Here is a 23,743-nt window from a genome sequence, read left to right as displayed (position 1 = left end):
CCGCTCAGGCGGCGCCGGCACGCGCATCGGCACGCAGTTCGAGTATCCGGAAGAAGGCGGCGCACGCCCCGGCGCACGCGTCCGCGATCTCAGCCGGTGAGCGCACGCCTGCACGCAGCGCCTGCATGAAGGCGCGCCAGCGGGGGCCGGGACCGGCATCGTCGCCTTGCAGGTAGCGCAGCCGGTGCGGCGCCAGGCGTTCGTGCAGGCGTTCGTACAGCACGGCGCCGCCCAGTTGCGAGCCTTCGATGACGTAGTGCACGCCCCAGCGGTAGGCGGGGCTGGCCGCTGCCGGCCAGGCGTCGCCGCACGGCGTGCACGGCGATGCGTATCCCGCCTCGGCGAGGTCGGCGTCGATCCGGGCCAGACGTTGGGCATGATCGAATTGCGGACCATCCGCGAATCCGGCCAGCCAGCCATGCAGGGGCACGAGCCAGGTCCGCAACAGGACCAGGTGGGCGATGTAGTCGTGCAGGGAGGCGTCGGGGGCGCCGATCGGCAGGCCGGCGTCGAGGGCCGCATGGCGGCTGGCGGTGGCTGTGCGCAGGGCGGTCAGCGGATCGGCTTCGGACGCAACGTCGGTGGAACGGTTCATGGGATGCGGGAAGCGGAAACCGCCATCTTATCAGCCGGGGCGGCATCCCGCCGCGCGCCATCCGCCGGATCAGTCGGCGACAGGCTCGGGATACTCGACGCTCAGGATTTCCAGTTCGTCATTGCCTTGCGGCGTATGCAACGTGACGACGTCGCCTTCGCGCGCCTTGGTCAGCGCACGCGCCACCGGCGAGACCCAGCTGATCTTGCCCTTCAGCGGGTCCAGTTCGTCGATACCGACGATGGTGACCGTATGCTCCTCGCCCGCCTTGTTGACGTAGGTGACGGTCGCGCCGAAGAACACCTGGTCGTTGCCGTGGTGGACGGACGGGTCCACGACGAAGGCGGAATCCAGGCGCTTGGTGAGGAAGCGGATGCGCCGGTCGATCTCGCGCAGGCGGCGCTTGCCGTAGATGTAGTCGCCGTTCTCCGAGCGGTCGCCATTGGACGCGGCCCAGTGCACGACGCGCACGACTTCCGGACGGTCGACGTCGATCAGTTGCAGCAGTTCGTCCTTGATGGCCTTGTGGCCGGCCGGGGTGATGTAGTTCTTGGACCCGGCGGGAATCGCCTGGGCAAGCGCCAGGGCCTCGTCATCGTCGTCGTTATCCGACTCTTTTACAAATGCCTTGTTCATGCGTCTATTGTAGCGCCTTCGATAACACGCGCGCGCCTCTGTGCCACGCAGGTTTTCCCGTATCATGAGGCCATGACACGAGCCCTTCCACGCAGCCGGATGTTCGCGCCACTGGTGTACCTGGCGGCCGTGGTGCTGCTCGTCGAGGAATGGTGCTGGGATACCGGCATGCGCCTGACGCGCGCGCTCGCGCGCTGGCCCGCGCTGGCGGCGCTGGAAGCCCGCGTGCGCACCCTGCCGCCGTATGCCGCGCTGTGCGCCTTCGTGCTGCCCGGCCTGCTGCTGTTTCCAGTCAAATTGCTGGCCCTGCTCGCCATCGCCCATGGCCATGCCCTGTCCGGCATCGCGACCATCGTGGTGGCCAAGGTAGGCGGCGCGGCCGTCGTGGCACGGATCTATGTGCTGACCTTGCCGACCCTGCTCGCGGTCGGCTGGTTCGCGCGCTGCCACGGCTGGTTCATGGGCGCCAAGACCCGTTGCCTCGACTACTGGCGCGCGAGCCACGCCTGCCACGCGGCCAGCCGGGCGCTGCGCGGCATGCGGGTGGGTTGCAGGCGCCTGCTGCGCCGGTTGCGTGCACGGCCAACGGATGCCGGCGGCCGCCATGCCAGCCGCACGCGGCGCGTGCTGCGCCGGTTCGTGGTCCAGTGGCGTGCGCGCCGGCGCCAACCGACAGACCGATGACATGACCATGAGTCCAGACACGTCCTCCCCTGCCCCCGTCCTCGCGCCCGCGATGCAGGCGTCCACCACGGAAATCTACCTGTTCGACGCCGACACGCTGCGTCTCGTCGACGTCAACCAGGCCGCACGCCGCAACCTCGGCCATGAGCTCAGGGAACTGTGCGGCATGACGCCGCTCGACCTGGCGCCCCAGCTCGACCGCGCGGAACTCGTTGCGCTCATCGGCTCGCTGGGCCAGGAAATCGGCGACCAGGTCAGCCTGCGCACGCGCCATCGCCGCGCCGACGGGACCACGTATCCGATCAAGCTGTGCTTCCTGCGCATCGTGCGCGACGGCCGTTCCCTGATCCTTGCGATCGGCGACGACCTGTCGCTGGAACTGGCGGCCGGCATGGCGCTCGAGCAATACCAGGCGCGCTTCAACGCCGTCGTCAACCACACGCCCGGCCTCGTCTACCAGTTCGTGCTGCACGCGGATGGCACGATGGCCTACCCGTACCTGAGCGAGGGCTGCACGGCGCTGCTGGGCCTGTCGGTATCGGAACTGCAACAGGATCCCGGGCGCTTTGTGCGGCTGATCTTGCCGGAGGACCGCAAGGGTTACCAGGACGCGATGGAAGCATCGAAGTCGGCGCTGGCCGCGTGGAACTGGGAAGGCCGCATCTGCGTGGAGGCGTGGAACGACGTCAAGTGGATCAGCCTGCGCGCGACGCCGCTGCCGCTCGACGATGGCGGTGTCCAGTGGGACGGCATCATGACGAACGTCACCGCGAGCAGGCTGGAGCAGGAAGAAACCCGGCGGTCGCGCGCGCGCCTGGCCGAGCTGACGAACCACATCCAGCAGGTGAAGGAACAGGAACGGGCCCGCATCGCGCGCGAGATCCACGACGACCTGGGCGGCAATCTCACGGCGATCAAGATGGCGCTGGCCATGCTCGCGGCGCGCCTGCCGGACGATCAGGCCCTGCGCGACAAGGCGGATTACCTGGACGATCTCGTCGACCGCACGATCGAGGCCGTGCACCGCATCTCGCTGGACCTGCGTCCCAGCACGCTCGACCTGGGGCTGGTCGCCGCGCTCGAATGGCAGGCGCGCGAATTCGAAAAGCAGATGGGCATCGCGTGCGTGTTCCGCAGCGCCGACAAGGAAATCGACCTCGATCCGGACCAGGCGGCCGCGCTGTTCCGCATCTTCCAGGAAGCGCTGACGAATATCGCGAAACACGCCGGCGCCACGCGCGTGACGGTCAGCCTGCGCCGCCAGCGCCAGCACCTGACGCTCAGCATCTGCGATAATGGCCGCGGCATCACGCCCGCCGACCGTCTCAAGCCCCAGTCGTTCGGCCTGCGCGGCATGAGCGAGCGCGCCCGGGCGCTGGGCGGCACGCTCAGCCTGGCGCAGGCACCTGGAGGCGGCACGATGGTCGTCGTCAAGATCAGGCTGGCCGCCCCCGCGGCCGGACGCAGCGAAATCACCCGAGCATGACAGAAAAAGCCAGCATCCGCGTTTTTATTGCAGACGACCACGCCATCGTGCGTGAAGGCCTGAAACAGATCCTCGCCGAACAGCGCGACATCGTTGTCGCGGGCGAAGCCGAGACCGGTCTCGACGCCGTCAAGCTGTTCCGCAAATCGCGCTGCAACGTGGTGTTGCTCGATATCTCCCTGCCCGACCGCAACGGCATCGAGGTGCTCAAGCAGATCAAGAGCGAACAGCCGGACCTGGCCGTGCTGATGCTGTCCATGCACCGCGAAGACCAGTACGCGATCCGCTCGCTCAAGGCAGGCGCGGCCGGGTATCTGACCAAGCAGAGCGCGCCGAAGGAACTCGTCAACGCGATCCGCCAGGTGGCGAGCGGCCAGCGCTACGTCAGCGCGCAACTGGCCCAGGTGCTGGCGGCCCAGCTCGGCGAGAACCACGACGCCCCCGTCCACGAGTCGCTGTCCGACCGCGAATACCAGACCCTCACACTGATCGCCTCCGGCAAGACCGTGAGCGAGATCGCGCGCGAACTCTCGCTGTCGGTGAAGACGGTCAGCGAGTACCGCTCGCGCCTGCTGGCCAAGATGAAACTCAAGACCAGCGCCGAACTGACCCACTACGCCATCCGCAACCAGCTCATTGACTGAACTGAGCTTCGTCAATACAGTCGGTGAGAATAAGTGGTAATTCCGTGTTTGATCCGCGATTTGATTTTTTGGCAGCGGCTTACCATGGCGACAATAAGAATTCCATATTGCAACGTCCAAAATGTCCAGCTCACAACGCCCGCCGGGGGTTCCCGGCCTGAACCCTGCGGAAATCGCGCGCGAAGCGTTCCGCCGGCTCGCCACGCGGCGCATCGCGCCGACGCCGGACGCCTATCGCGAGATCTATAACGAGATCGCCGGCGTCGACGTCCTGCCGCCGCCAACGCCGCCCGCCGATCCCGGGGCCGAGAACGTGCTGTCCGGCTTCGCCCACAAGCTGGCCGACACGCCCGGCGAACTGGCCGAGTTCGGCGCCCGCTTCAACCGCGCCGTCAAGCAGCGCGACTGGGACGGCTATGCCCGCACGCTGTCGCAACTGGCCGAAAAACACCTGCGCCGCCATACGCATCCCGCCATGTCGCTGGGTACGGAGGACGGCGAAGCGAAGCTGCTGCGCGACCTGCTCAGCCGCACCTTGACGTTCGCCGTCGCGTCGCTGCTGTCGGGCACGCCGCACCTGTCCGGCGAGGCGGAATCGCTGGGCGCCGCTGTCAAGGCCGCGCACAGCGAGGAAGCGCTGCAGGAAATCGCGACACGCCTGAAAGACCTGTGCTATCAGATCGAACTGAAGAGCGGCGACACGGCCGAGCAGCAGGAACTGCTGCTGCGCCTGTTTAAACTTCTGCTGGAAAACGTATCCGAGCTGCTGGACGACGACAGCTGGATGCGCGGCCAGATCGCCGCCGTACAGGACCTGATCGCCGGTCCGCTCGACCACCGCGCGCTGGAAGACGCCACGCGCAGCCTGAAGGACGTCATCTACAAGCAGGGCCAACTCAAGCACGGCATTGCGGACGTCAAGGCGACCGTCAAGAACATGATGATGACGTTCATCGACCGCCTCGGTTCGGTGGCGGCGTCGACGGGCGATTTCCACGAAAAGATCGGCGGCTTTTCCGAGCGCATCCGCGGTGCCGGCAACATCGAGGAACTCAACGTGGTGCTGGAAGAAGTGCTGCGCGAGACGAAGATCGTGCAGGCCGAGGCGATGGCGTCGCGCGACCGCATGCTGGCCGCGCACCAGGAAGTCCAGGAAGCCGAGGCGCGCATCAAGGATCTGGAAGCGAAGCTGCAGCACATGAGCGAACTGGTGCGTGAAGACCAGCTGACGGGCAGCCTCAACCGGCGCGGCCTGGACGACGTGTTCGAGCGCGAAAGCGCGCGGGCCGACCGTCGCGGCACGCCGTTGTGCGTCGCCCTGCTCGACCTGGACAATTTCAAGAAGCTCAACGACACCTACGGCCACCTCGCGGGCGACAACGCCCTGCGCCACCTCGTGAAGGTCGTGCGGGACACATTGCGCTCGATGGACGTGATCGCCCGCTTCGGCGGCGAGGAATTCCTCATCCTGTTGCCGGAAACGAATGTCGAATCGGCATCCGCCGCGATGGTGCGGGTGCAGCGCGAGCTGACGAAGCATTTCTTCCTGCACGAAAACGAGAAGATGCTGATCACGTTCTCGTGCGGCGTGGCCCTGCGCCATCCGAACGAGGACCAGGCGGGTCTGATGGCACGGGCGGACAAGGCCATGTATCGGGCCAAGCAGAGCGGCAAGAACCGGGTCGTGGTGGCTGACTGACAACCACGGCCACGGAAAAATAAATTTTTTTTCGCCCTAAAGTTCCTGAATTCGTCGCCGCCAAGGCAGGCCCGCTCCCGACGGCGACACAAAAATTTCGATTTTTTTCGCTCTACCCCTCTAAACTTTTTCCGTAGAGCACCGTTACCAGCTTCAACAGCGGTTTGAATGTCACAGAACAGCGTGGCAGACCAAAGTGAATACGAGTGGCACGTCGCCACGCCCTGTAAGACCAAGTCTGGAGAGACACCATGTCGTCCGTTATCAATACCAACGTTGCATCCCTGAACGCACAGCGTAACCTGACCTCCTCGCAAGCTTCGCTCAACACCTCGATCCAGCGCCTGTCGTCGGGCCTGCGCATCAACAGCGCAAAAGACGACGCCGCCGGTCTCGCGATTTCCGACCGTATGAATTCGCAGATCAAGGGCATGAGCCAGGCGACCCGCAACGCGAACGACGGCGTGTCGATGGCGCAGACGGCCGAAGGCGCACTGGCCAACTCGGGCGACATCCTGCAGCGTATCCGCGAACTGGCCGTGCAGTCGTCGAACTCGTCGAACTCGGCCAGCGACCGCAAGGCCCTGCAGACCGAAGTGACCCAGCTCAGCTCGGAACTGAACCGCATCTCGCAAACCACCGAATTCAACGGCACCAAGCTGCTGGACGGTTCGATGGGCACCGCCAACTTCCAGGTCGGCGCCAACGCAGGCCAGCTGATCTCGATGACCGGCTCGAACTTCACCACCTCGACCTACGGCGACAACCGCATGGACGTCAGCTCCAAGCAGACGACCGCCTCCGTCACCGGTTCGGTGGCCACCGGCGACATCGTGCTGAACGGCTCGCTCGGTTCGAAGACCTATACCGTCACCGCGGACGAATCGGCCAAGGCCACCGCTGCCGGCATCAACAAGCTGAGCGGCGACACCGGCATCACCGCCACGGCCAAGACCGAATCCCTGCTCCAGGGCGCAGCCAACTCGTCGTACACGTTCGACCTGACCTCTGACAACAGCACGGCCGTGACGATCTCGTTCTCGGTCGGCGCCGACACCGACGCCAACGGCTACGCTTCGGCGATCAGCGCCTTCAACGCGCAGACGGCCAAGACCGGCGTCACCGCGTCCTACGACGAGACGAACGGCGGCATCAAGCTGACCAACGCCGAAGGCAACGACATCTCGCTGACCAACCAGTCGGCCACCGCCACGGCGGACCTGGGCACCTATGACCCGGACGGCGCCCCGATCGCCACCCCGACGACCATGGCCGCAGCCGGCGGCACCGCTGCCGCCAAGGGCCGCATCGTCATGGACTCGGACCAGAGCTTCTCGGTCACCGACGCCAGCGGCTGGGACCTGGACGGTAACTCCGAACTGAAATCGGTGGCCAACGTCGACGTCAGCACCTTCGACAACGCCCAGCTGGCGATCAAGATCGCCGACGCAGCCCTGTCCTCGGTGAACAGCCAGCGCGCACAACTGGGCGCACTGCAGTCGCGCTTCAGCTCGGCGATCTCGAACCTGCAATCGTCGACCGAGAACCTGTCGGCATCGCGCAGCCGTATCGTCGACACCGATTTCGCTTCGGAAACCGCGAACATGACCCGCGGCCAGATCCTGCAACAGGCTGGTACCTCTATGCTGGCCCAGGCCAACTCGCTGCCGAACGGTGTCCTGTCGCTGCTGCGTGGCTAATCAGTAATGCAGTAAGCCACCGATAGCGGTGTAAAGTGATTCCTCGGCTGAAGTAATTCAGCCGGGGAATTTTTGCTAGGGAATTCATCATGAACATACAACCAGTGGGTGTACCCGTTTCACCCCGCGTGGAAGACCGTCCGACCCAGCCGGCAGCACCGGCAGATGCGACGGAGACGGCTGGCAAGAGCAAGCTTGCCGACGGCGTCGAGCCATCGCGCGAGGATGTATCGGCTGCTGTCAAGAAGATGAACGACGCCATGCTGGGTTCGTCGCAAAGCCTGCAATTCTCGATCGACGAGGACAGCAAGGACATCGTGGTCAAGGTCATCGACCAGAGCACGAAGGAAGTCGTCCGTCAGATCCCTTCGAAGGAAGCGCTGCAGATCGCCAAGTCGATCGACAAGATGCAGCAGGGCCTGCTCATCGACCAGACGGCCTGAGCGTTCGATGTCCGCCTTACCGTGAAGCGTGGGCCGCAGCCCGCGCTTGACGTCCCATTCCCTTTCTGTATTGCATTTTTTCCTATCAGATTGTTCGGCACGGAAATAACGCACATTTCCCACTCTCAAGTACGGTTTGCTTCTGTCGATAATGACTTACATTATCGCTTTCACAGGAGAAACAAGTGGGAATCAGCTCACCTGGTATCGGCTCCGGCCTCGACATCAACGGTCTCGTCAGCAAGCTGATGGCGGCCGAATCGGCGCCGCTCAACAACTACGACTCGAAGACCGCCGACTATCAGAACAAACTGCAGGCGTATGGCAAGGTCAGTGCAGCCGTCGGTACCTTCCAGGGTGCGCTGACGAAGCTGAACTCGGCCGATACGTTCAGTGCGCTGACCAGCTCGTCCAGCAACAAGGACCTCCTGACGGCCAGCGCCGGCGCCGGCGCCGTGCCCGGCAAATACAAGATCAACGTCAGCCAGCTCGCGCAGGCGCAAAGCCTCATGACGAGCGGCCAGTCCAGCAATACGAAGCAGATCGGCGACGGCGCCAAGACGACGCTCACGTTCCAGTTCGGCGGCATCGGCGGCGGCACGTTCGGCGTGGCCGGTAGCGCACTGAGCCTGGCCAGCGCCACGACCGGCATCGCGACCGGCTCGCTGACCATCAACGGCACCGCGATCAGCACCAACGGCACGACGCGCAGCGCGCGTGACCTGGCCGCGACCATCAACGACGAAACGGATACGACGGGCGTCACCGCCAAGGCCGGCATCACGTCCACCTCGGCCACGCTGTTCGGCACCTTCGGCGATGTGGCGGTCACGTCCGGCAATTATGCATTGACCGTGGGCGGTGTCCAACTGGCCAGCTCGGACGGCAGCACCACCGTCACGGCCGCCACCCTCGACACCGCGCTCGGCACCAACACCGTCAAGAACCAGCTGGCCGCCGCCAACATCACGGTCACCGGCTCGGCCGCCAACGGCGACCTGCAATTCTTCGCGGCCGACGGTTCCAACATCAGCGTCACGGAAGCCGTCAGCGGCACCGTCACGGGCGGCATCGGCCTGGCCGCCGGCGCGGCCAACGCGGGCTCGGACACGACCGCCACGGCAGGCATCACGCTGAGCTCGAAGGACGGCAGCCAGATCCTCGTGGGCGGCAACAACCCGGCCGCCGCCGGCCTCGCGGCGGGCAGCGCCGGCAGCTTCATCGGCGCCGGCTTCACCCAGGACGGCGCCCAGGCCAGCGGCACCGTCACCCTGGACACCAAGGACCAGACCCTGCAGGGCATCCGCGACGCCATCAACAAGGCCAACGTGGGCGTCACCGCCACCATCGTCTCGGACGGCAGCACCAACCCGTACCACCTCGTGATCACGTCGAACAAGACGGGCGAGAAGTCGGCCATGAAGATCACCGTGGACGGTGCCGACGGCGGCCCCGTCAATGCAGGCATCGCCAGCCTGCTGGCGTACGATCCGAACGGCACGCAAGCCCTCACGCAGACGAGCGGCGCGCAGGACACCAAGCTGACCATGAACGGCATCGCCGTCAGCAGCGCAGACACGACCGTGGACGACATCATCCAGGGCGTGAGCCTCGACCTGTCGCAGACCGGCAGCACGACGCTGACCGTGTCGCAGGACACCAGCTCCGTCAAGGATGCCATCAACAGCTTCGTCAAGGCCTACAACGACCTGAACAAGACGATCTCCGGTCTCACGGGCTACAACGCCGACACCAAGACCGGCGGCGTGCTGCAGGGCGACTCGGCCGTCCGTTCGATCCAGACGCAGTTGCGGCGCGCGCTCGGCAATAACGTTGAAGGCCTGGACAGCAACCTGTCGAACCTCAGCCAGATCGGCGTGTCGTTCCAGCGGGACGGCAGCCTGGCGCTCGACTCGACCAAGCTGAGCAAGGCCATGTCCAGCAATTTCAGCGACATCAGCGGCCTGTTCGCGGCCGTCGGCGCGGCCAGCGACGGCAACATCACGTTCGACAAGTCGACGGCGGCCACCAAGCCGGGCGAGTACGCCGTGAACATCACGCGCATGGCCTCGCAGGGCACGCTCACCGGCGCCAATCCCCTGTCCGGCTCGACGACGATCGCCGCGAACACGACCTGGACCATCACGCTGAACCAGACGGATCCGGCCTCGGACAAGAAAGTCCAGAACATCAAGATCCCGGCCGGCACCTATGCGAACGACCAGCTGGCCTCGATGCTGCGCGCCGCCATCAACGGCAACGCCACGTTCGCGGGAGGCGGCGACGCCGTCGAGACCTCGGTGGACAGCACCGGCCACCTGTCGATCTCGTCCAGCAAATACGGCTCGACGTCGAACATCGCGATTGCCGGCGTCACGGGAACGGCCGTCAGCGACCTCTTCGGCGGCGCCACGCCGGCCGTCGGCACCGACATCGAAGGCACGATCGGCAACGTGGCCGCGACCGGCAACGGCCAGTCGCTGACGGCGGCCGCCGGTTCGCCGGCGGCGGGTATCCAGATCACGGTCAAGACCGGCACGACCGGCGACCGCGGCACCGTGACCTTCTCGCAAGGCTATGCCTACCAGTTGACGAACCTGGCCGCCAGCTTCACCGGCAAGGACAGCGTCCTCAACAGCAAAACCGACGGCTTGAACGCCAGCATCAAGGCGGTGGCCAAACAACGCGACGCCTTCAGCGATCACCTGACGCAGCTGGAAGCCATGTACAAGAAACAATTCACCTCGCTCGACACCATGCTGCAGTCGATGCAGAGCACCCAAAGCTATCTGACGCAGCAGTTGGCAGCCCTCGCGGCCAACGCCTAATCTGGATTTATTGGAGAACCATCATGTTTGGAACGATGAAACGCGGCGTCAACGCCTATCACAACGTGAGCATCGAAACCGGTGTCACGTCGGCCTCGCCGCACAAGCTGATCGTCATGCTGTACGACGGCGCCCTCGTCGCGCTGCTCGGCGCCAAGACGAACATCGCTGCCGGCAACATCGCCGCCAAGGGTTCGGCCATCTCGAAGGCCATCTCGATCATCGACAACGGCCTGCGCGCGTCGCTCGACAAGAACGCCGGCGGCGAGATCGCGGCCAACCTGGACGCCCTGTACGACTACATGAGCCGCCGCCTGCTGCACGCGAACCTGAAGAACGACGTGACCATCATCGACGAAGTGCACGGCCTGCTGGCCGACCTGCGCGGCGCGTGGGTGGAGATCGGCGACAAGGTCCAGCAGCCGCAGCAGGTCGCTGCGCCCACGGCCATGCCGAAAGCCCCGACCCTGGCGAGCGCATGATGGGGAGCACGACGATGATGACGAATACCGAAATCGCCTCGCTGTACGAAGCCATGGTCGGCATCACCGACCAGATGCTGGCCGCCGCCACCGCGGCCGACTGGGACCGCCTGCTCCAGCTCGAACACCAGTGCGCCGCCTGCGTGCGCCAGCTGAAGGACAACGGGGACACCCCGCTGGCCGGCCAGGAGCGCATGCGCAAAGTGAACGCCATCCGCAAGATGCTCGATTCGGACCGCAAGATCCGCGACCTGACGCAGCCGTGGATGGCGAAGCTGCAGGCCATGATCTCGAACAAGACCGTCGAACGCCGCGTCGCGCGCGCCTACGGCGTCTGACCGCTGAACGATGCTGCCGCGCGATAGCGTTTCGCTGACCCAGGTCGCGGCAACCCGTCCCGCTCTCCCCGTCGGCGACCCGCGCCAGCAAGCCTTTGCGCGCGCGCTTGCCAACCTCGTCGGCCAGTCGATGCCGGCCGACGTGTTGACGAAACTGCCCGACGGCAGCTTCGTCGTCCGCATCAACGACATGGCCGCGCGCATGCCGCTGCCCCAGGGTACCCAGGTCGGCACGCAGGTGCCGTTGACGCTCGTGACGGTCGCGCCGCGACCCACGTTCCAGGTCCAGACGGGCCAGGGCGCCCCCGCGTTCGCCGAAGCGGGACCGCCGCTGCCGGAAGGCGCCAGCCCGCAGGAGTCTACGCTCGCTTACCTCGAAGGCAAGGATGCCGCCGCGCTCACGCGCACGGCCGCCCTCCTCGCCGGCGCGCGCGGTCTCGCGCAACTGCCCGGCGGCGCTGCCGACGGTGCGAACGCGTCGATCAGCACGGCCGGCAAGATGCTGGGCGACGTCATCGCGGCCGCCCAGAAAGCGGAGACGCAGGCCAGCGCCGCCGTGGGCCGCACGCCGCTGCTGGGCGGGCCGTCCGGCGACGCGGGCGCCATCGCCCAGGCGCTGAAGGATGGGCTCGGCAAGAGCGGCCTGTTCTACGAATCGCATGTGGCCGAATGGGCCGCAGGCGCCCGCCCCCGCGCCGACCTCGCGGCCGAGCCGCAGGCGCGCGGCATGCCGCCGCCCACGGATCCGAACACGGCCCAGTTCATCAACCTGCAGCTGAACGCGCACGAACAGGGACGAGTCGCGTGGCAGGGCCAGTTATGGCCGGGGCGCGACATGCAGTGGGACGTCGAACGGGACGCGTCAAGCCGCCAGGACGGCGAGGATGAGAACGGCGGCACGTGGCAGAGCAGCCTGCGCCTGCGCTTTGGCGCGTTGGGCGAGGTGGGGGCGCGCGTCGTGCTGTCCGGCGGCCAGTTGCACATCCGCCTCGATGCCCGGGACGAATCGGTCAAGGGATTGCTGGATGCACACCGCGCGCGCCTGGCCGATGCGCTCGACGCGGCCGGCACGCCGCTCTCCACGCTGACCATCCATGACGATGGCCAGGGATGATGGACAAGGATAAGCCGACGCGCCGCCAGAGCGCCGTCGCGCTCGCGTACGGCGCCGGCGATGCCGCGCCGAAGGTCGTTGCCAAGGGCAAGGGGCTTGTCGCCGAACAGATCATCGGCCGCGCGCAAGAGGCCGGCGTGTTCGTGCACGAATCGAAGGAACTGGTGGCGTTGCTGATGAAAGTCGACCTCGACCGCCAGATCCCGCCGACCCTCTACCGCGCCATTGCCGAACTATTGGCGTGGCTCTATTATATTGAATCAGCGCAAGTTTCCGGGCAGACACCACCGCCCGCACCGGACACGGCCCGCCTCCTCCCACCCCAAGAAAGCACCCCGGTTGACACAGATGCAAGCAATCACTGACGCCGAATTAGAAGCCTGGCACGACTACGAGGTCGAGTCGCCCAGGGAAATCGTGGCCCTGCTGCGCCAGATCGCCGAAAAGAACCAGCTGATCCGCATGCTGATCAAGGGCGAGGCCGACGTGTGCGTCACGTCGCTGCTGGATGTCGATCCGGATACGGGCACCGTCGTCATCGACCGCTCCGTCAGCCTCGAGCAGAATACGCGCATCGTGGCGGCCGGCACGGTCCGGTGCGACACGTCGCTGGACAAGATCCGCATCGTATTCGGCCTGGACAACCTGCGCGAGGTGCAGTTCGAAGGCGGCACCGCGCTGTCCGCCGCGATCCCCGCGAGCCTGATCCGCCTGCAGCGGCGCGAGTTCTACCGCATGCCGACGCCGGTGACGAATCCCGTGCGCGCGACGATCCCCCTGCCGGCCGAACTGGGCGGCGGCACCGCCGTGTTCCCGCTGGCCGACATCAGCTGCGGCGGCGTCGCCATCTACGACAACAAGCTGCAGCTCGGCACGACCATCGGCGACACCTTCCCGGACTGCCGCATCGACCTGCCGGAAATCGGGCCCGTGACCTGCTCGTTGCAAGTCCGCAACTCGATCGACATGACGCTGCTCAACAACAAAACGAGCCGCCGCCTGGGCTGCCAGTTCATCGACATCTCACGCGGCAACCTCGCCGCCGTGCAGCGCTACATCACCAAGCTGGAACGCGAGCGCAACGCCCGCCTGGCCGGCCTTGCCTGACGTATCCTGACGGTGGTAACGCGGGACCCCGGTCCCGCATCCAATCGTCAGGCATACGACCAGAACCTGCGTCTAAATGAACTTCCAATCTACCTTCAGGTCCAAAGGTAAGCATTTAAAGTTGTTCTGATGCACCGGCTCGCATCCAGCGCCTTCAATGGTGCAAACTGCGCTACCCTTGGCGAGTCCGACGGTAACGTTGGGCGCTGCCGCAGAAACTATACGGCGGCAGATGGGAAAGTGACGCCTGTCAGGTACGAATACGGTCGGCACGACGATTCGGGGCAGGAAGAAAAATGATGAGCATTGCTTCACATTTTCGATAGCAGAACCGCGACATGTTCGTCCGCAAAAGTGGTGGCGGCTGATATGAATCGAGTAAGTTGGCGTGGCAAGTCGTGGCAGTGATTGACACGTGCGGGGATCCAGTTCGACTATCTCTGTAGCGTATGCCCGATGATGAAAGGCTGGATGGAGTTCTCGAAGCTGGACACTAAACACCATCGTTCTCGCGCAAGCGGGAGCGATGGTATTCCGGTTACACCTGCATGTTCATGATGTCGTGATAAGCCGACACCAGCTTGTTGCGCACCTGCACCGTGGCCTGGAAGCTGATGCTCGCTTTCTGCATTGCGATCATCGTGTCGGACAGGCTCACGGAATCGTCGCCAGCGGCGAACTTCTTGCCCATGTCGTCCGCCTGGTTCTGGGCGTTGCTGACGTTCTGCAGCGACGCCTTCAGCGCATCCGAGAAGCTGACCTTGGTCGATGATTCGGCGGCATCCGGGGCCCCCAGCTTGCCGATGCCGCCCAGCCCGCCCAGCGCTTCCGCAGGCGATGCCGGGCCGGCCGGCTTCTGTGCCGCCGACTTCAGCTGCGCCATCATCGCTTCGATCCGGCTGCTGTCGATGCCGCCGATGTTCATGTCCGTTCTCCCCGTGCCTGTCAAACAAATCGATTCAGGCTGTCAGAATATCAGCGCCCGGGCAACGATTGCCCCCGAGCAGCGCCGTAAACAGGGCCTTATTCCGGGGTTTGAATGTTGCCGTACGGCTCCATAATGGCGTTCATACACCCATTCCCTCCCCCCAACATGGCAACGACAGCGGAAGAACTCCTCGACAGCGACATCGCAACCCCGGCCGACGAGAAGCCGAAGTTCTGGCAGACGACGAACGGTAAACGCATCGTCATCGGCGGCGCCATCGCCGGCGTGGTGGCCATCGTCGCCGCATTGTGGCTGTGGACGTCAGCGCCGGAATACAAGGTGCTGTTCTCCAACTACACCGACAAGGACGGCGGCGCCATCACCGCATCGCTCGACCAGATGGGGGTCAAGTACAAATTCTCCGAGAGCGGCAGCGCGATCCTCGTGCCGGCCGACCGCATCCACGACCTGCGCCTGAAGCTGGCCCAGCAAGGCCTGCCGCGCGCCGGCAACGTCGGCTTCGAGCTGCTCGAGAACCAGAAGCTGGGCACGTCGCAATTCGTCGAGCAGGTCAACTACCAGCGCTCGCTGGAGGGCGAGCTGGCCAATTCGATCCAGTCGCTGGCCGCCGTCTCGTCGGCCCGCGTGCACCTGGCGCTGCCGAAGCCGTCCGTGTTCGTGCGCGACCAGCAGAAGCCGACCGCCTCCGTGCTGCTGAACCTGCAACCGGGCCGCGCCCTTGACCAGGCCCAGGTCAGCGCCATCGTGCACCTGGTGGCCTCGTCGATCCCGGAACTGACGCCGTCCAACGTGACCGTCGTCGACCAGAACGGCACCTTGCTGTCGGACAGCGCGAACAAGAACGGCAAGCAGCTCGACCCGAACCAGCTGAAGTACGTCGAGGCGCTGCAGCAGAACATCGTCAAGCAGGTCCAGTCGATCATCGCCCCGCTCGTGGGCCAGAACAACGTGCGTGCCGAAGCGACGGCCGAAGTCGACTTCGCCCAGACCGACACCGCGGCCGAGATGTACAAGCCGAACTCGCCGCCGGAACCGCAGGCGATCCGCAGCCAGCAGACGTCCGAGCAGACCGGTCCGGGCAGCACGAACCCGTCCGGCATCCCGGGCGCGCTGTCGAACCAGCCGCCGGGCGTGGCGACCGCACCGCTCGAAGGCGGCGCCCAGCCGCAAGGCCAGGCAACGACGACCGGCCCGAGCCGCAAGGATGCCACGACCAATTACGAAGTCGACAAGACCATCCGCTACGAGCAGAAGCCGATGGGCGGCATCCAGCGCCTGACGGTCGGCGTGGTGGTGAACTACCGCCGCAGCATCGATCCGAAGACGGGCAAGGTCGTCGTCAAGCCGCTCACCGCCGCCGAAGTCGCGCAGATCAACGAACTGGTCAAGCAGGCCATGGGCTACAGCCAGGCGCGCGGCGACACGCTGAACGTGACGAACGCCCCGTTCGACGGCGTCGACAAGCCGGAAGAGCAGGCGCCGGACTGGTGGAAGGATCCCGCCAACCTGCCGCTGGCGAAGGACATCGCACGCTACGTCTTCATCGCCCTCGTGCTGGCCTTCCTGTGGTTCCGCTTCGTGCGGCCGCTGCTCAAGCCGGCGATCAAGAAGTTCGACGAAGCCGTGGCGATCCCGCCCGAGCCGGAACCGGAAGAGCCGGAACCGGAACCGGAGCCGGATCCCGAAGAAGAAGCCCGCGTGCTGCGCGAGGCGGAAGAACACCAGAAGGTCCAGGTCTACAAGAGCAACCTGGAAATGGCGAAAGACATGGCGAAGAACGATCCGCGTATCGTGGCCAACGTGATCAAGGAATGGCTGGGGACTGAATAATGAGCGACAAGGACAAGGACAAGGAAAGCACGACCAAGGCGGCCATCCTGATGCTGGCGCTGGGCGAGGCCGAAGCGGCCGAAGTGATGAAGTTCCTCGGCCCGCGCGAAGTGCTCAAGCTGGGCGCCGCGATGGCGCAGATGAAGGCCGTGCAGCACGAGGAAGTCCTCACGGTGCTGGGCGAATTCCGCGAGCGCGTCGACCTGCAGTCGACCGTCGGCCTCGATTCGGACGAGTACATCCGCCAGGTGCTGACCAAGGCCCTCGGCGACGACAAGGCCGCCGTGCTGCTGAACCGCATCCTGGGCGGCAAGGACGCCTCCGGCATCGAGAGCCTGAAGTGGATGGATTCGCCGTCCGTGGCGGAACTGATCCGCAACGAGCACCCGCAGATCATCGCGACGATCCTCGTGCACCTCGAGCGCGACCAGGCCTGCGAAGTGCTGGCCCATTTCACGGACCGCCTGCGCAACGACGTCGTGCTGCGTATCGCCACCCTGGACGGCGTGCAGCCGGCCGCGCTGCGCGAACTGAACGACGTGCTGACCAAGCTGCTGTCGGGCAACGAGAACATCAAGAAGTCGTCGCTGGGCGGCGTGCGCACCGCGGCCGAGATCCTGAACTTCATGAGCGGCGAGCAGGAAAGCTCGGTCATGGAGAACATCAAGAACTACGACAACGACATGGCGCAGAAGATCATGGACGAGATGTTCGTGTTCGACAACATCATCGATATCGACGACCGCGGCATCCAGCTGCTGTTGCGCGAAGTGCAGTCGGAGATGCTGATCATCGCATTGAAAGGCGCGTCGCAGGACTTGCGCGATAAAATCTTCAAAAACATGTCGCAACGTGCGGCGGAAATGATGCGCGAAGACCTGGAATCGAAAGGTCCCGTGCGTCTGTCTGAAGTGGAAACCCAGCAGAAGCAGATCCTGCAAATCGTCCGGCGTCTCGCCGACGAAGGCCAGATCGTGCTGGGCGGCAAAGGTGAGGATTCGTTCGTCTGATGGTTATCTCAAAAGAGTTTCAGTCTGCATATCAACGCTGGGAAATGACGTCGTTCGGCGACGAGCGTCCCAGCGTCCGTGCCCAGCGCGAAGCCGAAGCCGCCGCTGCCGCGGCCGCCGCGCGCGCGTACGAACCGCCGCCCCAGTCGGAGTCCATGATCCAGCTGCCGACCGCGGAAGAGCTCGAAGCGATCCGCGCCGCCGCGCGCGACGAAGGCTATGCGGAAGGTCTCGAAGCGGGCCAGGCCGAAGGCCATGCCGCCGGCTACGAGGAAGGACTCTCGCTCGGCCGCGCCGAAGCGGCCGAGGAACTGGAACACCTGCGCGAACTCGCCACGACGTTCGGCGACGCCGTCACGCAAGCCGACGAAGCCATCTCCAACGACGTGCTGGAACTCGCGCTGCACCTGGCGCGCGGCATGGTGCGCACGGCGTTCGACGTGAAGCCGGACCTGATCATCCCCGTCGTGCGCGAAGCCATCGACTACCTGCCGAACCTGCAACAGCCGGCCCTGCTGATGCTGCATCCGGAAGACGCGCTGATCGTTCGCAGCGGCATTGGCCACGAGCTGGACAAGAACGGCTGGCGCATCGTCGAAGACGACAACATCGCGCGCGGCGGCTGCCGCGTGGACACGGCCAGCAACCAGATCGACGCCCAGATCGGCGCACGCTGGCAGCGCCTGACGCATGCGCTGGGCAAGGACCTGGACTGGCTGGAATGAACACACATACCGGCCGCTGGAAGGCTTACCTGAACGACTGCGGCAGCGTGGTCGATCTCGTCGAGCCGATGCAGGTGTCGGGCCGCGTCACGCGCGTGGCCGGTCTCGTGATGGAGTGTGTCGGCCTGAAACTCGCGGTCGGCGCCGCCTGCATGATTCCGGTCGCGTCCGGTGCCCGGATCGAGGCGGAAGTCGTCGGCTTCGAGGGCGAACGCCTGTTCCTGATGCCGCAGTCGGACGTCGAAGGCGTCGTGCCCGGCTCGCGCGTGTTCCCGATCGAAGCGAGCATGCCGAAACCCGGCACCGTGACGCATCCGCGCCGCCGGCCGATGGACCGCGCGCGTCACCTGCCCGTCGGCTGGGGCCTGCTCGGCCGCGTCGTCGACGGCGCCGGCCGCCCGCTGGACGGCAAGGGCCCCGTCTCCACGGAACACATGGGGCCGCTGAACGCGCGCCCCATCAACCCGCTCGACCGCGTACCGATCTCGGAAACGCTGGACGTCGGCGTGCGCGCCATCAATGCCATGCTGACGGTGGGCCGCGGGCAACGTCTCGGCCTGTTCGCCGGTACTGGCGTCGGTAAATCCGTGCTGCTGGGCATGATTGCGCGCTATACGACGGCGGACGTGATCGTCGTGGGCCTGATCGGCGAACGGGGCCGCGAGGTGAAGGAATTCATCGAGCAGATCCTCGGCGAGGAAGGCCTGGCCCGCTCGGCCGTCGTGGCCGCGCCGGCCGACTCGCCGCCGCTGATGCGGCTGCAGGGCGCCGCCTACGCCACCGCCATCGCCGAACACTTCCGCGACGAGGGCCGGAACGTCCTGCTGATCATGGATTCGCTCACGCGTTACGCGATGGCCCAGCGCGAGATCGCCCTCGCCATCGGCGAACCGCCGGCAACGAAAGGCTATCCGCCGTCCGTGTTCGCGAAACTGCCCGTGCTGGTGGAGCGCGCGGGCAACGGCCAGGCCGGCGGCGGCTCGATCACGGCGTTCTATACCGTGCTGTCGGAAGGCGACGACCAGCAGGACCCGATCGCCGACGCGGCGCGCGGTATCCTGGACGGCCACATCGTGCTGAACCGCAAACTGGCCGAGGCGGGCCACTACCCCGCCATCGACATCGAACAATCGATCTCGCGCGCGATGCACGGCATCACGTCGCGCGAGCACCAGCAGGCCGCGCGCACCTTGAAACAGCTGTATTCGCGCTACGAGCGTTCGCGCGACCTGATCAGCGTGGGCGCCTACGCGCCCGGCACGGACCCGGTGCTGGACAAGGCCATCGCCTTGAACGAACGGATCGAGGCCTTCCTGTGCCAGGAAATCCACGACAACGTCGGCATGCTGCAGAGCTTGGGGGAATTGACCTCGCTGTTCGGCTGATTGGCCGGTAAAGCTCATCGGTATACTTGATCTACCATGGCCAACGCATCCGCACTCGACACCCTGATCGACCTCGCCCAGCGCGAGTCCGACGCCTGCGCGAAGCGCCTGGGCGCGGCGCTGAAGGCCGTCGACGAGGGAGAGCAGAAGCTGCAGATGCTGCTCGGCTACCGCGACGACTACGCGAACCGGCTCGACGCGGCGCAAATGGCAGGCATCACCCCGTTGGCGTACCAGAATTTCGTCGCCTTCCTCGGCAAGCTGGAACAGGCGATCGACGGCCAGCGCGAAGTGCTGAAGCACGCGCGTGTCAAAGCCGACATGGAAAAGAAGGGCTGGCAGGAAAGCGAGCGCAAGCGCCTGTCATACCGGACCCTGAACGAACGCGCGGCCGCCGAGGCACTCGCGATCGAAAACAAGCGCGACCAGAAGATGATGGACGACCACGCGGCCCGCACGGTCCGCGCCAGGCGCTGACCGCGCCACCCAACCTGAGCGACTAGCGACATGAACACGACCTCCCCTCTCCAGCTCAACACGGCCAGCGGCATCAACCAGCGTCCGAACAACCCGGGCAATGGCGGCAGCGACGGCAGCCAGTTCAGCGCGATGCTGAGCGGCGAACTGGAGCGCAGCACACTCGCGTCCATGCCGGCGCCGGCACCTGCCCCCGCGCCCGCCCCGAAGCAGGAGGCGTCCAAGCCCGCCGAGGCGGACAAGTCTGCGCAGCCCGACGAGGCCGCACCGCAGGCCGCCAGGCCGGCCGACAGCAAGGCGGATGCCGCCGATGCGAAGGACGATACCGCCAAGGCCGACGACGACAAGGCCGAGGACGACAGCACGGCCAAGGCGGGCGACCCGGCCAGCGCGATGCTCGCGCTGATGGCAAGCCTGCACAAGCCGGGCGCGGACGCGGGCAAGACGACGACCGCGGCCCAGGCTTTCGACGCGCTGTCCGGCAAGGGCAAGCGCACGGACGCCGGCCAGCTGGCCGCGCTGCAGGCCGCGATGAAGTCGGTGTCGAAGGAAGCCGGCACGGACGTAGCCGGCGCCAGGACCTTCTCGGCCACGTCGATCAAGAACCCGGCCCTCGCGGCCGCCGGTGCCGACCTCGGCGCGGACAAGGCGGCGGCCTCGGCCGACCTGCGCGCCGCGCTGGGCAATGTCAAGGCGGAAGTCAAGCCGCAGCTGGATCCCGCCGAATTCAGCCTGCAGCAGGCGCGCGACGCCGCGCTGCTCGCCCAGAAGGAACAGGCACCGGTGGCGACCGTCGCGGCGGCCCAGCTGCAGCCGGCCATGCTGGAAGCGGCCCAGGCCGCGGCTGCGGCCAGCGAAGAGCTGTCGGCCCACGTCGGCACGGATGCGTGGAACGACCAGGTCGGCCAGAAGGTCATCTACATGGTCGGTGCCGAGGACCAGACCGCGTCGCTGACCCTCAACCCGCCGGACCTGGGTCCGCTGCAGGTGGTGCTGTCCGTCTCCAACGGCCAGGCCGACGTGACGTTCTCGGCAAACCAGCTGGAAGTCCGCCAGGCGCTGGAAAACGCCCTGCCCCGCCTGCAGGAAATGATGAAGGAGAGCGGCATCGCGCTGGGCAATGCGACCGTCAACGCGGGCATGTCGAACGGCGGCCAGGCGCAGCAGGACCAGGCGATGGCGTCGAACGGCTTCGGCCGGCGCAACAATGGTCGCGGCCAGGGCGGCAACGATGCGGGCACGGTGGTGGGCGAAGCCACGGTCCGGCCAGCCACGCGCATCGCACGGAGCGGCGATCTCGGGGTGGTCGATACCTTCGCGTAAATAGTTCTGGCGTCATTGACAACCAGATGGGGTGATCGCTGCGTGGCATCGATCACCCTTTTCACGTCCAGGGATACAGCCTCGACAACAAATCCGTCAAGAAACAACGAGATACCCCAGGTTCCTCCTTCTTTTCGACCGTTGCCGCTGCTCACTTTTTCTCGATAATGACATAATGACGGGACGATCCAACAGTGGGACCGAAGACTCTTGAAAGCGAATCCAAAAATCAAAGCCGATCCGAAAGCGGATGCGGCGGCACCGGCAGCCAGCGGCGGTAAAGGCAAGCTGTTCATCATGATCGGCGCGGCCGTGGTCGTGCTCGGCCTGGGCGGGGGTGCCGGCTGGTACTTCATGCACGGCAGCAGCGCGGAAGCGGCGGCCGAACCGGCCAAGAAGGAACACTCGAGCAGCAAGAAAAAGAAGAAGGACGAGGCACCGCCCGAATACGTGGCTGTCGACGCCTTCACGGTCAACTTGCAGCCGGAGCACGGCGATCAATATCTGCAGGTCGCGTTCACCCTGCAGGTCGAGGGTCCGGAGCAGGTCGAGCTCATCAAGGCCAACATGGCCAAGGTGCGCAGCCGCGTGCTGCTGCTGTTGTCGGGCAAGAAGGCGTCCGAGATCAGCACGGTGGAAGGCAAGCAGCAACTGGCCGGCGAGATCCTCGCGGCGGTCAACGAACCGTTCGTGCCGCACGGTGACGAACAGGAAGTGTCGGACGTTCTCTTCACTTCCTTTATCATCCAGTAAAGCAGAAGTCATTACGGTAAAAGCAGCATGGCCGATAATTTTCTCTCACAGGAAGAAGTCGATGCCCTCCTAAAAGGGGTCAACGGCGATCAGGACGACGTCGCGACGCCTGAAGACACCTCGGGAGTCCGCACGTATAACCTGGCAACGCAGGAGCGGATCGTCCGCGGCCGCATGCCGACGCTCGAGATCATCAACGAGCGTTTCGCCAGGTATCTGCGCGTCGGCCTGTTCAACTTTTTGCGCCGCTCCGCCGAAGTGTCGGTGGGGTCGGTGCGCGTGTCGAAGTACAGCGAGTTCATCCGTAACCTCGTCGTGCCGACCAACCTGAACCTTGTCCACATGAAGCCGCTGCGCGGCACGGCCCTGATGGTGTTCGACCCGGGCCTCGTGTTCCTGCTCGTGGACAACCTGTTCGGCGGCGACGGCCGCTTCCACACGCGCGTGGAAGGCCGCGATTTCACGCAGACCGAACAACGCATCATCATGCGCATCCTCGACATCGTGTTCGAGGCGTATGCCAAGTCGTGGGAACCGGTGTACCCGATCGAATTCGAGTACATCCGCTCGGAGATGAACACGCAGTTCGCGAACATCGCCACCCCGAACGAAGTCGTGGTATCGTGCACTTTCACCATCGAGCTCGGTTCAGTGTCGGGCCAGATCCACTTCTGCATGCCCTATTCGATGGTCGAACCGATCCGCGACGCGCTGACGTCGAGCATCCAGGGCGAGGCGCTGGAAGTCGACAAGCGCTGGATCCGCCTGCTGACGCAGCAGATCCAGGTGGCGGAAGTGGAACTGGTGGCCGTGCTGGGCCACGGCAAGGCCAATTTCGACGAAATCCTGAACATGAAGGTCGGCGACGTGATCCCGATCTCGGTCCCGGAAACGCTCCAGGCCACCGTGGACGGCGTGCCCGTCATGGACTGCAGCTACGGCGTGTTCAACGGACAATATGCGCTGAAGGTCGAAAAACTGCTGGCGAACAGCGAAACCTTCAACAAGTAAGCAACACAGGAGAGAAACATGTCCGACACTCAAGACGACCAAGGCAGTCTCGACGACGATTGGGGCGCAGCGATCGCCGAACAGGCCGCCGCGGAAGCCGCTGCGCTGGCCAACCAGCAGCAGGCGGCCTCGGCCGCCGTGTTCAAGGATTTCTCGAACAAGGGCCCCCGTCCGGAGACGCCCAACGACATCGACTTCATCCTCGACATCCCCGTCCAGCTGACGGTGGAACTGGGCCGCACCAAGATCGCCATCAAGAACCTGCTGCAACTCGCGCAGGGTTCCGTGGTCGAACTGGATGGCCTGGCGGGTGAGCCGATGGACGTGCTCGTCAACGGCTGCCTGATCGCCCAGGGCGAGGTGGTGGTCGTGAACGACAAGTTCGGTATCCGCCTCACCGACATCATCACCCCGTCGGAGCGCATCCGCAAGCTCAACAAATGACGGCACGCCTGCTGACCACCCTCGCCCTCGCGCTTCCGCTGGCCGCCTGCGCGGCCCAGCCGGGGCCTGGGCAGGCAGCG

The 23,743-nt window shown here is 65.4% G+C and carries 24 protein-coding genes; 21 read left to right on the top strand and 3 right to left on the bottom strand.

What is annotated here, in order from left to right:
• Positions 1-4: 4 nt before the first annotated feature.
• Positions 5-595, bottom strand: coding sequence for a biliverdin-producing heme oxygenase (locus tag P0M04_RS15355; RefSeq protein WP_259451692.1), 591 nt, complete (start codon positions 593-595; stop codon positions 5-7).
• Positions 596-664: 69 nt separating this feature from the next.
• Entirely contained in the window at positions 665-1,231 is a 567-nt protein-coding gene (greB, locus tag P0M04_RS15350; protein WP_036233738.1) for a transcription elongation factor GreB, read from the bottom strand.
• Between the two features lie 72 nt (positions 1,232-1,303).
• On the opposite strand from greB, the gene P0M04_RS15345 reads away from it, so the two are divergent.
• The 12 genes from P0M04_RS15345 (at position 1,304) to P0M04_RS15290 (ending at position 13,756) form a co-directional block, all read left to right on the top strand.
• A complete protein-coding gene (locus P0M04_RS15345; RefSeq protein ID WP_259451693.1) occupies positions 1,304-1,915 on the top strand; it encodes a hypothetical protein in 612 nt (203 codons plus the stop codon).
• Positions 1,916-1,922: 7 nt separating this feature from the next.
• Entirely contained in the window at positions 1,923-3,401 is a 1,479-nt protein-coding gene (locus P0M04_RS15340; RefSeq protein ID WP_259451694.1) for a PAS domain-containing sensor histidine kinase, read from the top strand.
• A complete protein-coding gene (locus P0M04_RS15335; protein ID WP_259451695.1) occupies positions 3,398-4,045 on the top strand; it encodes a response regulator in 648 nt (215 codons plus the stop codon). The genes P0M04_RS15340 and P0M04_RS15335 overlap by 4 nt, the downstream gene beginning before the upstream one ends.
• Positions 4,046-4,166: 121 nt before the next feature.
• Positions 4,167-5,744: a GGDEF domain-containing protein gene (locus P0M04_RS15330; protein WP_259451696.1), complete on the top strand. Its 1,578-nt coding sequence runs from the start codon at positions 4,167-4,169 to the stop codon at positions 5,742-5,744.
• Between the two features lie 251 nt (positions 5,745-5,995).
• Complete coding sequence (locus P0M04_RS15325; protein ID WP_259451697.1) at positions 5,996-7,444, top strand: flagellin N-terminal helical domain-containing protein; 1,449 nt, start codon at positions 5,996-5,998, stop codon at positions 7,442-7,444.
• 89 nt (positions 7,445-7,533) lie between these two features.
• Positions 7,534-7,887, top strand: a complete 354-nt coding sequence (locus P0M04_RS15320) for a flagellar protein FlaG (RefSeq protein WP_259451698.1) — start codon at positions 7,534-7,536, stop codon at positions 7,885-7,887.
• Between the two features lie 185 nt (positions 7,888-8,072).
• Positions 8,073-10,715 (top strand): flagellar filament capping protein FliD, encoded by a 2,643-nt coding sequence (gene fliD, locus P0M04_RS15315; RefSeq protein ID WP_259451699.1) that lies wholly within the window; start codon positions 8,073-8,075, stop codon positions 10,713-10,715.
• A 23-nt stretch (positions 10,716-10,738) separates the two neighbouring features.
• Entirely contained in the window at positions 10,739-11,197 is a 459-nt protein-coding gene (gene fliS, locus P0M04_RS15310) for a flagellar export chaperone FliS (protein WP_259451700.1), read from the top strand.
• Between the two features lie 14 nt (positions 11,198-11,211).
• Positions 11,212-11,535, top strand: coding sequence for a flagellar protein FliT (locus P0M04_RS15305; protein ID WP_259451701.1), 324 nt, complete (start codon positions 11,212-11,214; stop codon positions 11,533-11,535).
• A gap of 10 nt (positions 11,536-11,545) precedes the next feature.
• Positions 11,546-12,649: a flagellar hook-length control protein FliK gene (fliK, locus tag P0M04_RS15300; RefSeq protein WP_259451702.1), complete on the top strand. Its 1,104-nt coding sequence runs from the start codon at positions 11,546-11,548 to the stop codon at positions 12,647-12,649.
• A complete protein-coding gene (locus P0M04_RS15295) occupies positions 12,646-13,014 on the top strand; it encodes an EscU/YscU/HrcU family type III secretion system export apparatus switch protein (protein WP_371877370.1) in 369 nt (122 codons plus the stop codon). The genes fliK and P0M04_RS15295 overlap by 4 nt, the downstream gene beginning before the upstream one ends.
• The gene (locus P0M04_RS15290; protein ID WP_259451703.1) at positions 12,998-13,756 is read left to right on the top strand and encodes a flagellar brake protein; all 759 of its coding nucleotides are present in this window, start codon (positions 12,998-13,000) and stop codon (positions 13,754-13,756) included. Before P0M04_RS15295 ends, P0M04_RS15290 begins: the two co-directional genes overlap by 17 nt.
• Positions 13,757-14,294: 538 nt before the next feature.
• Here P0M04_RS15290 and fliE read toward each other — a convergent pair.
• Positions 14,295-14,681, bottom strand: a complete 387-nt coding sequence (gene fliE, locus P0M04_RS15285; RefSeq protein WP_259451704.1) for a flagellar hook-basal body complex protein FliE — start codon at positions 14,679-14,681, stop codon at positions 14,295-14,297.
• Between the two features lie 168 nt (positions 14,682-14,849).
• On the opposite strand from fliE, the gene fliF reads away from it, so the two are divergent.
• The 9 genes from fliF to fliN all read left to right on the top strand — a co-directional run bounded on the left by fliF (position 14,850) and on the right by fliN (position 23,663).
• Positions 14,850-16,535: a flagellar basal-body MS-ring/collar protein FliF gene (fliF, locus tag P0M04_RS15280; RefSeq protein ID WP_259451705.1), complete on the top strand. Its 1,686-nt coding sequence runs from the start codon at positions 14,850-14,852 to the stop codon at positions 16,533-16,535.
• A complete protein-coding gene (fliG, locus tag P0M04_RS15275) occupies positions 16,535-17,545 on the top strand; it encodes a flagellar motor switch protein FliG (RefSeq protein WP_259451706.1) in 1,011 nt (336 codons plus the stop codon). The genes fliF and fliG overlap by 1 nt, the downstream gene beginning before the upstream one ends.
• A gap of 44 nt (positions 17,546-17,589) precedes the next feature.
• The gene (locus tag P0M04_RS15270; RefSeq protein WP_259451707.1) at positions 17,590-18,270 is read left to right on the top strand and encodes a flagellar assembly protein FliH; all 681 of its coding nucleotides are present in this window, start codon (positions 17,590-17,592) and stop codon (positions 18,268-18,270) included.
• On the top strand, positions 18,267-19,655 hold the full coding sequence (fliI, locus tag P0M04_RS15265; RefSeq protein WP_281042423.1) for a flagellar protein export ATPase FliI: 1,389 nt from the start codon (positions 18,267-18,269) through the stop codon (positions 19,653-19,655). Before P0M04_RS15270 ends, fliI begins: the two co-directional genes overlap by 4 nt.
• Before the next feature lie 36 nt (positions 19,656-19,691).
• Positions 19,692-20,132, top strand: coding sequence for a flagellar export protein FliJ (fliJ, locus tag P0M04_RS15260; protein WP_259451708.1), 441 nt, complete (start codon positions 19,692-19,694; stop codon positions 20,130-20,132).
• A 30-nt stretch (positions 20,133-20,162) separates the two neighbouring features.
• On the top strand, positions 20,163-21,455 hold the full coding sequence (locus P0M04_RS15255; protein ID WP_259451709.1) for a flagellar hook-length control protein FliK: 1,293 nt from the start codon (positions 20,163-20,165) through the stop codon (positions 21,453-21,455).
• Between the two features lie 210 nt (positions 21,456-21,665).
• The gene (gene fliL, locus P0M04_RS15250; RefSeq protein WP_259451710.1) at positions 21,666-22,208 is read left to right on the top strand and encodes a flagellar basal body-associated protein FliL; all 543 of its coding nucleotides are present in this window, start codon (positions 21,666-21,668) and stop codon (positions 22,206-22,208) included.
• Positions 22,209-22,235: 27 nt separating this feature from the next.
• Complete coding sequence (fliM, locus tag P0M04_RS15245; protein WP_036233788.1) at positions 22,236-23,219, top strand: flagellar motor switch protein FliM; 984 nt, start codon at positions 22,236-22,238, stop codon at positions 23,217-23,219.
• Positions 23,220-23,237: 18 nt separating this feature from the next.
• Positions 23,238-23,663 carry a flagellar motor switch protein FliN gene (gene fliN / locus P0M04_RS15240; protein WP_105379039.1) on the top strand — a complete coding sequence of 142 codons (426 nt, stop codon included), beginning with the start codon at positions 23,238-23,240 and terminating at the stop codon, positions 23,661-23,663.
• Positions 23,664-23,743 lie beyond the last annotated feature (80 nt).

It is taken from the genome of Telluria mixta, from assembly GCF_029223865.1.
Taxonomy (GTDB): Bacteria; Pseudomonadota; Gammaproteobacteria; order Burkholderiales; family Burkholderiaceae_D; genus Telluria; species Telluria mixta.
The sequence above is the reverse complement of the archived record's forward strand: the minus strand, read 5'-3'. Positions and strand labels throughout refer to the sequence as shown.

Excerpts from the sequence above, each read along its gene's own strand:
- P0M04_RS15355 (WP_259451692.1), bottom strand. The coding sequence starts at position 595 with ATGAACCGTTCCACCGACGTTGCGTCCGAAGCCGATCCGCTGACCGCC.
- greB (WP_036233738.1), bottom strand. The coding sequence starts at position 1,231 with ATGAACAAGGCATTTGTAAAAGAGTCGGATAACGACGACGATGACGAG.
- P0M04_RS15345 (WP_259451693.1), top strand. The coding sequence starts at position 1,304 with ATGACACGAGCCCTTCCACGCAGCCGGATGTTCGCGCCACTGGTGTAC.
- P0M04_RS15340 (WP_259451694.1), top strand. The coding sequence starts at position 1,923 with ATGAGTCCAGACACGTCCTCCCCTGCCCCCGTCCTCGCGCCCGCGATG.
- P0M04_RS15335 (WP_259451695.1), top strand. The coding sequence starts at position 3,398 with ATGACAGAAAAAGCCAGCATCCGCGTTTTTATTGCAGACGACCACGCC.
- P0M04_RS15330 (WP_259451696.1), top strand. The coding sequence starts at position 4,167 with ATGTCCAGCTCACAACGCCCGCCGGGGGTTCCCGGCCTGAACCCTGCG.
- P0M04_RS15325 (WP_259451697.1), top strand. The coding sequence starts at position 5,996 with ATGTCGTCCGTTATCAATACCAACGTTGCATCCCTGAACGCACAGCGT.
- P0M04_RS15320 (WP_259451698.1), top strand. The coding sequence starts at position 7,534 with ATGAACATACAACCAGTGGGTGTACCCGTTTCACCCCGCGTGGAAGAC.
- fliS (WP_259451700.1), top strand. The coding sequence starts at position 10,739 with ATGTTTGGAACGATGAAACGCGGCGTCAACGCCTATCACAACGTGAGC.
- P0M04_RS15305 (WP_259451701.1), top strand. The coding sequence starts at position 11,212 with ATGATGACGAATACCGAAATCGCCTCGCTGTACGAAGCCATGGTCGGC.
- fliK (WP_259451702.1), top strand. The coding sequence starts at position 11,546 with ATGCTGCCGCGCGATAGCGTTTCGCTGACCCAGGTCGCGGCAACCCGT.
- P0M04_RS15295 (WP_371877370.1), top strand. The coding sequence starts at position 12,646 with ATGATGGACAAGGATAAGCCGACGCGCCGCCAGAGCGCCGTCGCGCTC.
- P0M04_RS15290 (WP_259451703.1), top strand. The coding sequence starts at position 12,998 with ATGCAAGCAATCACTGACGCCGAATTAGAAGCCTGGCACGACTACGAG.
- fliE (WP_259451704.1), bottom strand. The coding sequence starts at position 14,681 with ATGAACATCGGCGGCATCGACAGCAGCCGGATCGAAGCGATGATGGCG.
- fliF (WP_259451705.1), top strand. The coding sequence starts at position 14,850 with ATGGCAACGACAGCGGAAGAACTCCTCGACAGCGACATCGCAACCCCG.
- fliG (WP_259451706.1), top strand. The coding sequence starts at position 16,535 with ATGAGCGACAAGGACAAGGACAAGGAAAGCACGACCAAGGCGGCCATC.
- P0M04_RS15270 (WP_259451707.1), top strand. The coding sequence starts at position 17,590 with ATGACGTCGTTCGGCGACGAGCGTCCCAGCGTCCGTGCCCAGCGCGAA.
- fliI (WP_281042423.1), top strand. The coding sequence starts at position 18,267 with ATGAACACACATACCGGCCGCTGGAAGGCTTACCTGAACGACTGCGGC.
- fliJ (WP_259451708.1), top strand. The coding sequence starts at position 19,692 with ATGGCCAACGCATCCGCACTCGACACCCTGATCGACCTCGCCCAGCGC.
- P0M04_RS15255 (WP_259451709.1), top strand. The coding sequence starts at position 20,163 with ATGAACACGACCTCCCCTCTCCAGCTCAACACGGCCAGCGGCATCAAC.
- fliM (WP_036233788.1), top strand. The coding sequence starts at position 22,236 with ATGGCCGATAATTTTCTCTCACAGGAAGAAGTCGATGCCCTCCTAAAA.
- fliN (WP_105379039.1), top strand. The coding sequence starts at position 23,238 with ATGTCCGACACTCAAGACGACCAAGGCAGTCTCGACGACGATTGGGGC.